This is a genomic window from Pseudomonas frederiksbergensis (genome assembly GCF_035751725.1).
GTDB classification, from domain to species: domain Bacteria; phylum Pseudomonadota; class Gammaproteobacteria; order Pseudomonadales; family Pseudomonadaceae; genus Aquipseudomonas; species Aquipseudomonas frederiksbergensis_A.
In genome coordinates this window covers 5,723,424-5,737,220 of record NZ_CP142104.1, presented here as the reverse complement: position 1 = coordinate 5,737,220, position 13,797 = coordinate 5,723,424, and the positions used below count along the sequence as shown (strand labels likewise).

Genomic DNA, 13,797 nt, shown 5'->3' with positions numbered 1-13,797 from the left:
AGGTAGCAAGCTTACTCGCCACAGAATGCCCTCCCGATATTGATCAGCGCAGGATCACCGGCGCCGTATCCCTCGGCAGGTTGTTGCGTTGCGCGGGTTCGCCGGCTTGTTCATGGACTGGCCCGCCGAGCTGTTCGCTCAACTGCCGCGCCACATCTTCCCCCAGCGCCTTGGACACTTCACGTACGACCCGTGGCCGATTGAGGCTGATGCGCACGTCCCGGTGGTTCAGCAGCTTGGTGTCCTGGCCTTCACCCATGGCGGTGAAGGCCGAGGTGATTTCGAAGGTCTTGGTATTGATCAAGCTGAAATCCGCCACCAACGTCAGGGCAAGCACCGCCGAGTAGCTGTCGGCAGTGCCCAGCTCATTGATGTCGCGGGTGAAATCGATGTCCGACACGGTGCCGAACAGCACGTAGTCGGCGCCCTTGAAATTCCCCGCCTTGATGCGCTTGATCACGTCGTACACGTCGCCCTTGGACGAGGCGGTATAAGGCGTGCCTTGAACCAGCTGGAACATTGCGCTGCGCAGGATCTCGCCCTTGATATCGCCGGTGAACTTGCGCAGCTCACCCTGCTCGATGTAACTGCTGGTGGCCTCCATTTCGTCGTAGCTCGACGAAGCGCTGGCACTGTACGGGCTCGCCTGGAAGTTGCTCTGGGCCGAAACGGTGTGGATGTATTCCTCGACGCGCTCTTGATACGCCAAGTCCGTCACCGCGACTTTTGGGGCCGCTTGCGCAGTGAATGCGCAAGCCAGGGCCATCATGCCGATCCATGTGCGCATGGCTTAACGCTCCGTGGTCTTGCGGATTTCTTTTTCGTCCATCCATTCGGCCAGGCCACTTTCGACGTCGATCAGTTGCAGGCTGAATTTGTAGAACACGTCCTTGTAGTCTTCGCTGCGCTTGACGATCGAGCTGATGGAGCCCTCGATGCGATATTTGGCGGCGATCATGTTGCCGGTCTTGGCCACGGTGCTCTTTTTGTACAAGCCGCTCTGGTTCTGCAACTTCAGCTGGTCGACCTGGCTGTCCATGGCGTTGTTGTCGCTGGCGAAGCGCGCGGCGCCGGTCTTCATCAGTTGGGTCTTGATGCTGGTGGTGATTTCCCGGGTATCGATGTACTCGCTGGTCTTGTTCTTCACGTCATAGACCTGGACCACCGGACGGCCCTGCAGCACGCCGGACTGGGCGAGGGAGCGGGTCATGGATTCGGCGATCATTTGCAGATCGGTGGAGCCGAATTCGTTGGTGACGGTTTCCACGGCCTTGGTATCGCCATAGCTGATGTTCTTGTTGCCCAGCACCGGCGAGTTGTTGGCGCAGCCGCTGACGAGCAGGGCGGCGAGGGCGAGGAAGGAAATGCGTAGGAACATTGGGTGCTCTCAACTAAAGTTTGTTTTTGTGGCGAGGGGATAAATCCCTTCGCCACAGGAACGTGTATCTGTCTTACGGCGTGTTGATTTCCAAGCGGAAATCCACAGCCTTGGGCGTCGGTGCGATGGCCGGCAGGAAGCGGGTCTGTTCGCCGTAAAGCGTCAGGCTTTTCCAGCTTTCCTCCTCCGCAATGGGGAAGCCTTCCGGCCCCAGCCAGGCGAAGCGGTAGTACATGTTCTTGTTGTTGAAGCTGGTATTGCTCAGCTGCACGCTGACGGTCATGTAGCCGTTTTCCCGGGCGACGCGCATGGCGCCGACCACGATGTTCTTGGTCTTGCCCATCGCCACGACCTTGCTGGCGGCGCTGCCCGGCTCCGGTGGCGGTGGGGTGGCGCAACCGGCCAGCAAGGCCAGGGCGCCAACGGCGATCAGTTTAAAACGCATGTGAACAAGACTCCGTTCTTAAGGTTGCTTGAGTGCGATGGCGGTGGGATTGGCGCTCGGGATGACCTGGGCCGCCAGGCCGCCGGCGAATACCTGGTTACCCACCGCCCGCAGGCTGATGACCTGGTATCGCTGATCGACCTTGACCTTGACGACCGAGCCGCCTACCGCGCTTGGCAAGGTGACCTGGTGCTCGCCTTTCTTCAGGCGCAGGCGCACCACCTGGGTGTAGTCCGGGAGGGTGCGCCAGGTCCTGGTATCCGCGCCTTCAAGCACGGCCGAGGTAATGCCCACGGCCAGGCCGGCCAGGGGGTTGGTTTCGTTGATCTGCTTTTGCGCCACGCCACGAGTCACCGCGCGCACGGTGGTGCGCAGGATGATCCCCGGCATGTCATCACGCAGGGCCCTGCGCGACATGGCCGTGGTGCTGTTGAGTTGGGTCAGGTCCAGTTGCCGACCGTCGACGCCGATCTGGGCGAACGTGGCGGTGGAGGTGTCCGGCTTGATCAGCGGGAACGACAGCGGTGTGATGACAACGTTGCCGCTGATGGGCAGGGGCAGCGGGATACGGATCGAATCCCGGGACGGCGCGAGACCGCTCTGCACCACGATCAGGATGTCGCTGTCGTCGCCCTTGGCGGCAGGCTTGTCGAGGTTGAGCAGTGCCTGTTCCAGCAGCGGGGTGTTGGGCCGCAGTTCGGCGGCTTTGCGGTAACCCGGCGCGGCCAGGTCTTTTTCACCCAGCGCCTCGTAGACGAAGCCTGCCAGGTAATGGCTGAACGCGCTCTGGTAACTGTTTTTCAGGCTGACCACTTCCGGCGCGTCCAGGCTGGCGACCGGGTAACCCTTGAGGTCCTTGTACTCGGTCTTGACCCCTTGTTTCTCGGCATCTTCCTCGCGCTTGAGGTATTCCTTGTCCCGCAGGTCGGCGATCACCGCCTCGCGCTCGTGGGTCTTCTTGATCTGCAACCGAGCGCCGTCGAAGTCATTCACGGCCAGCAGGTTCAGGGCCATCTGCGTGGTGAGCATGACCTTTTCATAGTCATATCCCTCGTAGCGCCGAACCTTGTCGTTGACCAGGAAACTGCCGAACTGCGCGAGATATTTGGCTGTGTCGAGCTTGACCGCGTCTTCCCACTGGCCGACCTGTTGGTCGGCATTGGTCCAGGCCGTCTGGCTGCCGGACAAGTCGCCCTTGGCGCGCAGCAGCTCACCCTTTTCGAAGAAATAAAGCAGGTCTTTGTCCTGGCTGCTGTTGTTCTTTTCGAGCAGGGTCAATGCGGCGTCGACGTTGCCAGAGGCCAGCTGTTGATTGGTCTGGGCCAGCTCACTGTCGTAGTTGCGAAAGGCCGAACAGCCGGACAGCAGCGTGGTCGCGCAGAGGGCGACCGAGAAATAGGCACGGGTTGCCATGAACACTTCTTCCCTGAGTATCAGCCTGTTGTGCGGGTCGGGCTGGGGCGATCCACGAACGGGGCATTGGCGCCGTCGGTTCCTCATGACCAGAGGAGCTCTTATGCCTTCAACAAATAAGAGGGCGGCGCATTATAAACAGGAGGTTTGAAGCAGTAGTGGCTTTTTAATCTCTAAATGATGTTTTTGTGATGTCACCTGCAAAGCATGAAGATCCGATGAAAATGTGCGGGGGAAACACATCGGTGCTTGAGCCAAGCGCATTGGAAGTGAACAATGTGTTACTTCTTATTTCCAATCGAGAGTCATTCATGGCTGCCCCGTTTCGTTTCCTCGCCTGGCTAGCGCTGCCGTTGCTGGCGTTATGCAGCGCCGATCTGCTGGCTGACACTGCCGAAGGCGCCCCTCAGGCCCTGCATTTGTTGGATTACATCGGGGCGGATTACCCGGCGACTGTCGAGGCGGGAAACGTCATCGACGACTCCGAATACCGCGAGCAAATGGAGTTCACCCAGGTACTGGAAGGGCTGATCGCTGCGCTGCCGAACAAGCCGGAAAAGGCTGAATTGACCCAGGGTATTGGTACTCTGCGCGGTGCTATCAGCGACCGCCGGGACGGCAACGACGTCGCCCGCCTGGCACGGCAATTGGGGGCAAGGCTGGCGGTGGCGTATGAAGTCAGCCAGGCGCCGATCATTACCCCGGACCCGGCACGCGGCGCGCCGCTGTATGCCCAGAATTGCTCGGTTTGCCATGGAGACGCCGGTGCTGGCGATGGTCCGGCCGGCGTCGGCCTGGAGCCGCCGCCCTCGAACCTGCGTGACGGCCAGCGCCTGGATCGGCTGAGCCTCTATGCGATCTACAACACCCTGGGCATGGGCGTCGAGGGCACGGACATGCCGGCCTTCGCCGATCAGCTCGACGATCGCCAACGCTGGGACCTGGCGACTTACATTGCCAGCTTCAGCGCCGACCCGGCTGCGGCCAAAAGCGAGCTGACCTACAACCTCGCCGACCTTGCCCGCCAGACCCCAGCCGAAGTCCTCGCAGCCCAAGGGCCTGCGGCAGCGGCGACATTCCGCGCCCAACGTGCCCAGCCGCCGCAAGTACAGCGCGGCCCGGCCCAATTGCTCGACTACACCGCCACGACGTTGGATAAAAGCATCGCGGCGTATCGTGCGGGTGATCATGACCAGGCCTACGATCTGTCCGTCGCGGCTTATCTGGAAGGCTTCGAACTGGTGGAAAGCTCCCTCGATAACGTCGACGCCACGGTGCGCAAAGACACTGAAAAGGCCTTGATGGCTTTCCGTCAGTCCTTGCAGGATGGCTTGCCCGTGGACCAGGCCCAGCAGCGCCTGGACGCGGCCAAGGCCAAGTTGAAGGAGTCCGCCGGCCTGTTGGGTGGCGATGGCTTGAGTTGGTCGTTGAGCTACATCTCCGGCTTGCTGATTCTGTTGCGCGAAGGCCTGGAAGCGATCTTGGTGCTGGCGGCGATCCTGGCGTTCTTGCGCAACACCGGCCAACAGTCGGCGGTTCGCAGCGTCAACATCGGTTGGGGATTGGCATTGCTTGCCGGCCTGGCGACGTGGGGATTGGCGGCGTATGTGATCGATGTCAGCGGCGCCCAGCGGGAATTGCTTGAAGGCGCCACGGCACTGTTCGCCAGCGTGATGGTGTTGTGGCTGGGTGTCTGGATGCACGACCGGCGCCACGCAGCGGCCTGGCAGGACTACATCAAGAGCAGCCTGGTGGGCGGCGGTGGCCGGTTCGGATTCGCGATCCTGGCGTTTTTCTCGGTCTATCGCGAATTGTTCGAAGTGATCCTGTTCTACGAGACCTTGTGGCTGCAAGCGGGACCCGCCGGCCATGACGCCGTGTTGGCTGGCGGCGCGACGGCGTTGGTGTTGCTGGTCGGGTTGGCCTGGGTGATCTTGCGTGGTTCGGCGAAACTGCCGTTGGCGCTGTTCTTCAGCATCAATGCCGCGTTGCTCTGTGCGCTGTCGGTGGTGTTCGCCGGCCATGGCGTGAAAGCATTGCAGGAGGCCGGGATCTTTGGCACGCGGCCGGTGGCGTTCTTCGAGTTCGATTGGCTGGGCATTCATGCCGATGCTTACTCGCTGGCCGCACAAGTGGTGGCTATCCTGGCGATCGTGGTGCTGTACGGGCGCAGTTGGGTCGCAGAAAAACGTCGCGTGCCGGTTTCCTGAGGTCTTTCCGCGAGCAGGCTCCCTCCCACAGGATGTACGCTATCCATTGTCGGAGCGAGCCCGCTCGCGAAGCTTTTGAAAGAGGATTGACCGAATGCGCGTATGGATAGACGCCGACGCCTGCCCCAAGGCCGCGAAGGAACTGGTGGTCAAGTTCGCCTTGAAGCGCCAGTTCGAAGTGGTGCTGGTTGCGGGGCAACCGCAAATCAAGCCGGGCCTTGCCTTGGTCAAGCTGATCGTGGTCCCAAGCGGTCCTGATGCGGCGGATGACTACCTGGTGGAACACGCTGTCCCGGGTGAGTTGGTCATCTGCTCCGACGTGCCGCTGGCAGACCGCCTCGTGAAGAAGGGCGTCGCCGCCCTGGACCCCAGGGGCAAGGAATTCGACGCGCAGAACATGGGCGATCGCCTGGCGGTGCGCAACCTGTTCACCGACTTGCGCGAGCAAGGCCATATGGGCGGCGGCCCGGCGGCTTACAGCGAGCGGGACAAGCAGGGGTTTGCCAATGCGCTGGATCGGATATTGACGCGCTTGGCTCGAAATTCTTGAGCCTGGCCTGGAGCCCTTTGTGGGGTCAGGCGTCGTTCTCGTGCGTCAGCTCCAACACCCGGTCGACTAGCTTGTTGATGCCCGAAGCCGCTTCGCTGATGTTCTTGGCCAGCATGTAGGCGGGTGTGCTGACCAGTTTACGCGCCGTGTCCTCGACGATATCGGTGACCAGGCACTCTTCATGATTCCCGCCCATCTTGGTCACGGCCGCCGCCGTGTCGGCATCTGTGCCGATGGTGCAATTCACGCCCGGACCGTAGATTTTCGCCGCGAGGGCGGGTGAGATGCACATCAGCCCCACCGGTTTTCCCGCCTCGGCAAAGGCTTCGGTCAACGCCAGGACTTCGGGCTGGACAGTGCAGCCGGCACCCTCCACGGCGAAGTTGGACAGGTTTTTCGCCGAGCCGAAGCCGCCGGGCACGATCAGCGCATCAAAGTCCTCGGCCTTGGCTTCGCGCAGGTCCTTCACGTCGCCTCGGGCAATGCGCGCCGATTCCACCAGCACGTTGCGGCTTTCGGGCATTTCCTCGCCAGTCAGATGGTTGATGACATGCAGTTGGGCAATGTTCGGGGCGAAACATTGGACCTGCGCACCGCGCTGGTCGAGACGCAGCAAGGTGATCACGCTTTCGTGGATCTCTGCGCCGTCATACACGCCACAGCCGGAAAGGATCACTGCAACTTTTTTGCTCATGGGCTTTTCTCCAGATTCATGGCGTTAAATGTCTACTAATTTGTCACTCGTTGCCATAGGGGTATCGGGCAGCTACACCTAACCTGCCGATTATCTTCCCTGCCTTGCCTGTCCGGGTCGCATCATGAATTTCATTCTGTATGCCGTGCCGTTTTTCTTCGTGTTGATTGCCGTCGAGTTGCTGGCCGATCGCTGGCGTGGCGTGAGCCACTATCGCCTGGCGGACGCCATCAACAGCTTGAGTACCGGCGTGCTGTCGACCACTACCGGGCTGCTGACCAAGGGCGTCGGCTTGGTCACCTATGCCGTTGCCTTGGAGCACCTGGCGATCTTCCAGCTGCCGGCCGACCAGGTCTGGGCCTGGGTGGTTGCTTTTGTGTGCTATGACTTCTGCTATTACTGGCTGCACCGCATGGGCCATGAGCGCAACATCCTCTGGGCCGCCCATTCCGTGCATCACCAGAGCGAGGACTACAACCTCTCCACCGCGTTGCGCCAGACCAGTACCGGCTTCTTGCTGAGCTGGATTTTCTATTTGCCGCTGGCGGTCCTGGGCGTGCCGCTGGTGGTGTTCGTCAGCGTCGCGGCGCTGAACCTGCTGTACCAATTCTGGGTACACACCCAACACATTCCAAAGCTCGGCTGGCTGGAATGGTGCTTCGTCACGCCGTCCAATCATCGTGCCCACCATGCGCAGAACCCTCTCTACATGGATCGCAACTACGGCGGGGTGTTCATTATTTGGGACCGTCTGTTTGGCACGTTCCAGGAAGAGGACGAGAACGAGCCGGTGGTTTTTGGCGTGACTACGCCGCTGGCCAGTTGGAATCCGCTGTGGGCGAATCTGCAGTTCTATGGGCAGCTTTGGGCCGATGCCCGGCGGGCCGGGCGCTGGTGGGACAAATTGCGGATCTGGTTCATGCCCACCGGTTGGCGCCCGGCTGACGTGGCTGCCCGATATCCGCTGAACAAGCCAGACCTGAGCCAGTTCCGCAAATTCGAAGTGCCGCTGGACGGACGACAGCAGTGGTATGTCGCGCTGCAGTTCTGTGTCTATATCGCCCTGGGCAGCTACCTGATGAACCTTGAAGACAGTCTGTCGGCCGCCGCCTTGATACTGGGCTGGGGAGTTATTGCGTTGGGGGTGTTTGCCTTGGGCGTGGCCCTGGAGAATCGCCCGTGGGCGCTGAAGATGGAGTTGTTGCGGCTGGCGGCGAACGTACCGTTGGCATGGCTGGCACCGGTGGCCGGGTTGTGGCCGGCCAGCCCGATGGCTTGGGTCGGGCTGCTGAGCTACAGCCTGATCAGTGGCATCGGGCTTTACTGCTGTCGCACCCGACTCACTCGCCTGGCGTAGATTCGCTGGCCCTGGCTTGTTCCTGTCGCTCGGCCTCGAGGGTCTTCCTGGCCAGCCGCGCATTCTTGATGCGACGGCGCAGCCACAGGCCCAAGCCCAGCACCAGCAGGGCGCCGAGGACCCACAATTCGTATTTCTTGATACTGCCCAGCATGCCTTCGAGCACCGCGCCAAAGTGATACGCGGCGGCGGCCAGCGCCGTGGCCCAGATCGCCGCGCCGATACCGTTGAGCAACAGGTAGCGGCCCGGCGGATAGCCCGACAAGCCGATGGCCACCGGCATTACGGTGCGCAGGCCGTAGACGAAACGAAAGCTCAGGACCCAGATGTCCGGATGTCGGCGAATGTGCTCCAGTGCCCGGTCACCCATCAACTGCCAGCGCGGTTTGCGTGCCAAGAGCTTGCGACCGTGCTTGCGCCCGAGGAAATACCACAGCTGATCGCCGGCGTAGCTGCCGCAAAATGCCACGACCACCACCAGGTTGATGTCCATGTAGCCACGGAACGCCAGGAAGCCTGCGAGCACGAGGATAGTTTCGCCTTCGAAGAACGTGCCGATGAACAGGGCCAGGTAGCCGAAGTCGTGCAGAAATTGTTGGAGCATTGTCTGGGTGCTGGCGAAATGAACGCGCAGCCTAACCCTTCAGGCACATTCAGGAAAGTATCGAAATGTGTCTCGACGTGAACATTTCCTACAGAAGACAATGACTGCGACTACCGGTCGCGCTTTAGCACAACTGTCATGTGTTCGTCATAATGGCCGCTTATAACTGTCACGCTCGCCCGTCTGCGGGCTCAGGAGTCTGCCGTGAGCTTTACCCCCGCCAATCGTCTGTTTCCCGCCACTCGCCTGCGTCGCAACCGCCGGGATGAGTTTTCTCGTCGGCTCGTGCGCGAGAACGTACTGACCGTCGATGACCTGATCCTGCCGGTGTTCGTTCTGGACGGTGAGAATCGCCGTGAGGCGGTGGCCTCGATGCCGGGCGTTGAGCGCCTGACCATCGATCTGCTGCTGGAAGCAGCGGCCGAGTGGGTCGAACTGGGAATCCCGGCGCTGGCGCTGTTTCCGGTCACGCCTGCGGGTCTCAAGTCCCTGGACGCCGCCGAAGCCTGGAACCCCGAGGGTATCGCCCAGCGCGCGACCCGTGCCCTTCGTGCACGTTTCCCGGAGCTGGGGGTGATCACCGACGTGGCGCTGGACCCGTTCACCACTCACGGGCAGGACGGCATTCTCGACGAAGAAGGCTACGTGCAGAACGACATCACCGTCGATGCGCTGGTCAGGCAAGCGCTGTCCCACGCCGAGGCCGGTGCCCAGGTGGTGGCGCCATCGGACATGATGGACGGTCGGATCCAGGCGATCCGCGAAGCCTTGGAAGTGGCCGGGCACGTCAACGTGCGCATCATGGCTTACTCGGCCAAGTACGCCAGTGCCTACTACGGTCCGTTCCGCGACGCGGTCGGCTCGGCCCTCAACCTGGGCAAGGCCAACAAGGCCTCCTATCAGATGGACCCGGCCAATACCCATGAAGCCTTGCACGAAGTGGCTGCCGACTTGTCAGAAGGGGCAGACATGGTCATGGTCAAGCCGGGGATGCCTTACCTCGACATTCTCTGTCGGGTAAAGGATGAATTCAAAGTGCCGACCTTTGTGTATCAGGTCAGCGGCGAGTACGCGATGCACATGGCAGCGATCCAGAACGGCTGGCTGAGCGAAGGGGTGATTCTGGAGTCCCTGACCGCTTTCAAGCGCGCGGGTGCTGATGGCATCCTGACGTACTTTGCCGTGCGTGCCGCCCAATTGTTACGAGAGCAGAAATAGCCTCCCAGGAACTTGCGATGAATACCGAAGGACTCACAGAAGTTGCCGTAAAAGACGCTCAGCCCGTGGCCGAGCCAGTCGCCGAAACGCCAGCGGAGCTGGAGCCAGCCCCTGCGGCCGCGCCCGAGCCGGCGCCGGCACCGGCGATTGCGATCCCCAACCTGGATGACAGCAGCCTGTACATCCATCGCGAGCTGTCGCAACTGCAGTTCAACATCCGCGTGCTGGAGCAGGCGCTGGACGAGTCCTATCCGTTGTTGGAACGGCTGAAATTCCTGCTGATCTTTTCCAGCAACCTGGACGAGTTCTTCGAGATTCGCGTCGCCGGCCTGAAGAAGCAGATCACCTTCGCCCGTGAACAGGCCGGCGCCGACGGCCTGCAACCGCACCAGGCGTTGGCGCGCATCAGCGAGCTGGTCCACGGCCATGTGGACCGCCAGTATGCGATCCTCAACGACATCCTGCTGCCGGAGCTGGAAAAGCACCAGGTGCGCTTCATCCGCCGGCGCAACTGGAACACCAAGATCAAGACCTGGGTGCGCCGCTATTTCCGCGACGAGATTGCACCGATCATCACGCCGATCGGCCTCGATCCGACGCACCCGTTCCCGCTGCTGGTCAACAAGAGCCTGAACTTCATCGTCGAGCTGGAAGGCATCGACGCCTTCGGTCGCGATTCCGGTCTGGCGATCATTCCGGCGCCGCGCCTGCTGCCGCGCATCATCCGCGTGCCGGAAGACGTCGGCGGCCCGGGCGACAACTATGTATTCCTGTCGTCGATGATCCACGCCCACGCCGATGACCTGTTCCAGGGCATGAAGGTGAAGGGCTGCTATCAGTTCCGCCTGACCCGCAACGCCGACCTGTCGGTGGACACGGAGGACGTCGAAGACCTGGCCCGCGCCCTGCGCGGCGAGCTGTTCTCCCGTCGTTATGGCGATGCGGTGCGCCTGGAGGTGGCCGACACCTGCCCGAAACACCTGTCCGACTATCTGCTCAAGCAGTTCAACCTGCATGAGACCGAGTTGTACCAGGTCAATGGCCCGGTCAACCTGACACGTCTGTTCAGCATCACTGGCCTGGATAGCCATCCGGAGCTGCAATACTCGCCGTTTACGCCGCAAATTCCGAAATTGCTGCAAAACAGCGAAAACATTTTCAGTGTCGTCAGCAAGCAGGACATCTTGCTGCTGCACCCCTTCGAGTCGTTCACCCCGGTGGTCGATTTGCTGCGCCAGGCCGCCAAGGATCCTCACGTCCTGGCAGTGCGCCAGACGCTGTACCGCAGTGGTGCCAACTCGGAAATCGTCGATGCACTGGTGGACGCGGCGCGAAACGGCAAGGAAGTCACGGCGGTGATCGAATTGCGCGCACGCTTCGATGAAGAGTCCAACTTGCAGCTGGCCAGCCGCCTGCAAGCGGCCGGTGCGGTGGTGATCTACGGCGTGGTGGGCTTCAAGACCCACGCCAAGATGATGCTCATCCTGCGCCGTGAGGCCGGCGAGATCGTGCGCTACGCCCACTTGGGCACCGGTAACTACCATGCGGCCAACGCCCGTCTGTATACCGACTACAGCTTGCTGACGTCCGATGACGCCCTGTGTGAAGACGTCGGCAAATTGTTCAGCCAGTTGATCGGCATGGGCAAGACCCTGCGCATGAAGAAACTGCTGCATGCGCCGTTCACCCTGAAAAAAGGCATGCTCGACATGATTGCCCGGGAAACCCAGTTCGCTTTGGACGGCAAGCCCGCGCACATCATCGCCAAGTTCAACTCGTTGACCGATCCTAAAGTCATCCGTGCGCTGTACAAGGCCAGCCAGTCGGGCGTGCGCATCGACCTGGTGGTGCGCGGCATGTGCTGCTTGCGACCGGGCATTCCGGGGGTGTCCCACAACATCCATGTGCGCTCGATCATCGGGCGTTTCCTGGAGCACACCCGGGTGTTCTATTTCCTCAATGGCGGGGAGGAGCAGATGTTCCTTTCGAGCGCCGACTGGATGGAGCGCAACCTCGACAAGCGTGTCGAGACCTGCTTCCCGGTGGAGGGCAAGAAGCTGATCCTGCGGGTCAAGAAGGAGCTGGAAAGCTACCTCACCGACAACACCCACAGCTGGAGCCTGCAGTCGGATGGTCGTTACATCCGCAACACGCCGACCGGCAACCAGAACCCGCGCAGCGCCCAGGCGACGTTGCTGGAGCGCTTGAGCAGCCCGGTGCTGGCGGTTAGTTAAACGTCCCGGGGCGAGCTTGGCCTTTGTGGCGAGGGAGCTTGCTATGGCGAGGGGATTTATCCCCGTTGGGCTGCGCAGCAGCCCAACGCCTTGGGAGGGCTTCGCCCTCCAGCGGGAGCAAGCTTCCTCGCCACAAAGGTTCGTGTCGCTGGACTCAGTGAATGTTCAGCAAAATCCCCACCCGAGTCAGCCATTCGGCTTCCTGGGCAAAGTCAGCCTGGGTCAGTTGGTTCTCTTCCAGCCAGCCTTCGGGAAACATCACATCCAGTTGATCGCCGTCGGCATGCAGCGCCACTTGGGGCATTTGCTGGGTGCCGCGGATGTGGTGGAACAGGATCGCGAAGCGTAGCAGCACGCACAGGCGAATCAGCTTAATGCCGTCGTCGCCGAACTCGGCGAATTTGTCTTTTGGAATATTGCGGCGATGACCGCGTACCAATAGTGCGAGCATCTGCTGGTCTTCGCGGGAGAAACCCGCGAGGTCCGAATGCTCGATGAGGTAGGCGCCGTGCTTGTGGTAATGGTAGTGGGCGATGTCCAGGCCCACCTCGTGCACCTTGGCGGCCCAACCGAGCAGTTCGCGCCAGACGCCGTCGTTCAGGTCCCAATCGTCGGCCACCTGGTCGAAGGCATGCAGCGCCTTGCGCTCGACCCGTGTCGCTTGTTCCTGATCGACGTGGTAGCGCTCCATGAGCGAGCCCAGGGTACGCTCGCGCACGTCTTCGTGATGATGACGCCCGAGCAAGTCATAGAGCACGCCTTCGCGCAGGGCACCTTCGCAATGGTCCATGCGCTGCAGTTCGAGGGCATCGAAGATGGCTTCGAGAATTGCCAGGCCCGCCGGGAAGATCGCTCGTCGGTCGGGCTTGATGCCTTCGAAATCGATCTTGTCCGAATCGCCGAGCTTGAACACCTTGCGCTTGAGCCACGCCAGGCCCTCGGCATTGACTTCGCCGCTGCCATGGCCGCCGGCCTTGAGCGCCAGACCGATGGCTCGGATGGTTCCCGAGGAGCCGATGGCTTCGTCCCAGGTCAGCCGGTGCAGGGCATGTTCGATGCTCATGATTTCCAGGCGCGCCGCCGTATACGCCTGGGCGTAGCGGGCCGGGGTGATCTTGCCGTCGCGGAAATAACGCTGGGTGTAGCTCACGCAACCCATCTGCAGGCTTTCGCGCAGCAGAGGCTCGAAGCGCTGGCCAATGATGAATTCGGTACTGCCGCCGCCGATGTCCGCCACCAGGCGTTTACCGGGGGTGTCGGCCAAGGTGTGGGAGACGCCGAGGTAGATCAGGCGAGCCTCTTCACGTCCGGAAATGACCTCCACCGGATGGCCGAGGATCGCTTCGGCGCGGTGGATGAATTCGCCACGGTTGCGCGCCTCGCGCAGGGCGTTGGTACCCACGATCCGCACAGCGCCCAGGGGCATGCCGTTGATCAGCTGGGCAAAACGCTTGAGGCAATCGAGTCCGCGCTGGATGGACTCCTCGCTCAACTGGCGCTCTTCGTCGATCCCGGCGGCCAGCTGGACCTTCTCGCCGAGCCGCTCAAGAATGCGGATTTCCCCGTTCTGGGCCTTGGCGACGACCATATGGAAACTGTTGGAGCCCAGGTCAATGGCGGCGATCAGGGACAGATTCTTGGCTTGGGATGGCGGCATGGTCAGAAAGTCTCGGTCGATAACCTTGCCATCCTGC

Annotated in this window: 12 protein-coding genes; 5 read left to right on the top strand and 7 right to left on the bottom strand. The window is 61.5% G+C overall.

Features of this window, described 5'->3' with window-relative positions:
• Positions 1-43: 43 nt before the first annotated feature.
• From VQ575_RS25925 to VQ575_RS25910, 4 genes are all read right to left on the bottom strand, one after another.
• On the bottom strand, positions 44-787 hold the full coding sequence (locus VQ575_RS25925; protein WP_045157271.1) for a hypothetical protein: 744 nt from the start codon (positions 785-787) through the stop codon (positions 44-46).
• 3 nt (positions 788-790) lie between these two features.
• Entirely contained in the window at positions 791-1,378 is a 588-nt protein-coding gene (gene lpoB / locus VQ575_RS25920; protein WP_039590225.1) for a penicillin-binding protein activator LpoB, read from the bottom strand.
• A gap of 73 nt (positions 1,379-1,451) precedes the next feature.
• Positions 1,452-1,823: a YcfL family protein gene (locus VQ575_RS25915; RefSeq protein WP_039590227.1), complete on the bottom strand. Its 372-nt coding sequence runs from the start codon at positions 1,821-1,823 to the stop codon at positions 1,452-1,454.
• Between the two features lie 18 nt (positions 1,824-1,841).
• Positions 1,842-3,236 carry a COG3014 family protein gene (locus VQ575_RS25910; protein WP_039590229.1) on the bottom strand — a complete coding sequence of 465 codons (1,395 nt, stop codon included), beginning with the start codon at positions 3,234-3,236 and terminating at the stop codon, positions 1,842-1,844.
• 311 nt (positions 3,237-3,547) lie between these two features.
• Here VQ575_RS25910 and VQ575_RS25905 point away from each other — a divergent pair, with 311 nt between their 5' ends.
• Together VQ575_RS25905 and VQ575_RS25900 are read left to right on the top strand one after the other, a co-directional pair.
• Positions 3,548-5,446 carry a cytochrome c/FTR1 family iron permease gene (locus tag VQ575_RS25905; protein ID WP_325918694.1) on the top strand — a complete coding sequence of 633 codons (1,899 nt, stop codon included), beginning with the start codon at positions 3,548-3,550 and terminating at the stop codon, positions 5,444-5,446.
• 94 nt (positions 5,447-5,540) lie between these two features.
• Positions 5,541-5,996: a YaiI/YqxD family protein gene (locus tag VQ575_RS25900; protein ID WP_039590232.1), complete on the top strand. Its 456-nt coding sequence runs from the start codon at positions 5,541-5,543 to the stop codon at positions 5,994-5,996.
• 25 nt (positions 5,997-6,021) lie between these two features.
• Here the strand turns inward: VQ575_RS25900 and elbB are convergent, their stop codons facing one another.
• Positions 6,022-6,690 (bottom strand): isoprenoid biosynthesis glyoxalase ElbB, encoded by a 669-nt coding sequence (elbB, locus tag VQ575_RS25895; protein WP_030138150.1) that lies wholly within the window; start codon positions 6,688-6,690, stop codon positions 6,022-6,024.
• Positions 6,691-6,814: 124 nt separating this feature from the next.
• Here elbB and VQ575_RS25890 point away from each other — a divergent pair, with 124 nt between their 5' ends.
• The gene (locus VQ575_RS25890; protein WP_325918693.1) at positions 6,815-8,047 is read left to right on the top strand and encodes a sterol desaturase family protein; all 1,233 of its coding nucleotides are present in this window, start codon (positions 6,815-6,817) and stop codon (positions 8,045-8,047) included.
• Here VQ575_RS25890 and VQ575_RS25885 read toward each other — a convergent pair.
• Positions 8,031-8,651, bottom strand: coding sequence for a DedA family protein (locus VQ575_RS25885; protein WP_039590236.1), 621 nt, complete (start codon positions 8,649-8,651; stop codon positions 8,031-8,033). The genes VQ575_RS25890 and VQ575_RS25885 overlap by 17 nt on opposite strands.
• Positions 8,652-8,855: 204 nt before the next feature.
• On the opposite strand from VQ575_RS25885, the gene hemB reads away from it, so the two are divergent.
• Entirely contained in the window at positions 8,856-9,869 is a 1,014-nt protein-coding gene (hemB, locus tag VQ575_RS25880) for a porphobilinogen synthase (RefSeq protein WP_039590237.1), read from the top strand.
• A gap of 17 nt (positions 9,870-9,886) precedes the next feature.
• A complete protein-coding gene (gene ppk1, locus VQ575_RS25875; protein ID WP_039590239.1) occupies positions 9,887-12,103 on the top strand; it encodes a polyphosphate kinase 1 in 2,217 nt (738 codons plus the stop codon).
• 154 nt (positions 12,104-12,257) lie between these two features.
• Here ppk1 and ppx read toward each other — a convergent pair whose 3' ends face one another.
• Positions 12,258-13,760: an exopolyphosphatase gene (gene ppx / locus VQ575_RS25870; RefSeq protein WP_039590241.1), complete on the bottom strand. Its 1,503-nt coding sequence runs from the start codon at positions 13,758-13,760 to the stop codon at positions 12,258-12,260.
• Positions 13,761-13,797: the final 37 nt, after the last annotated feature.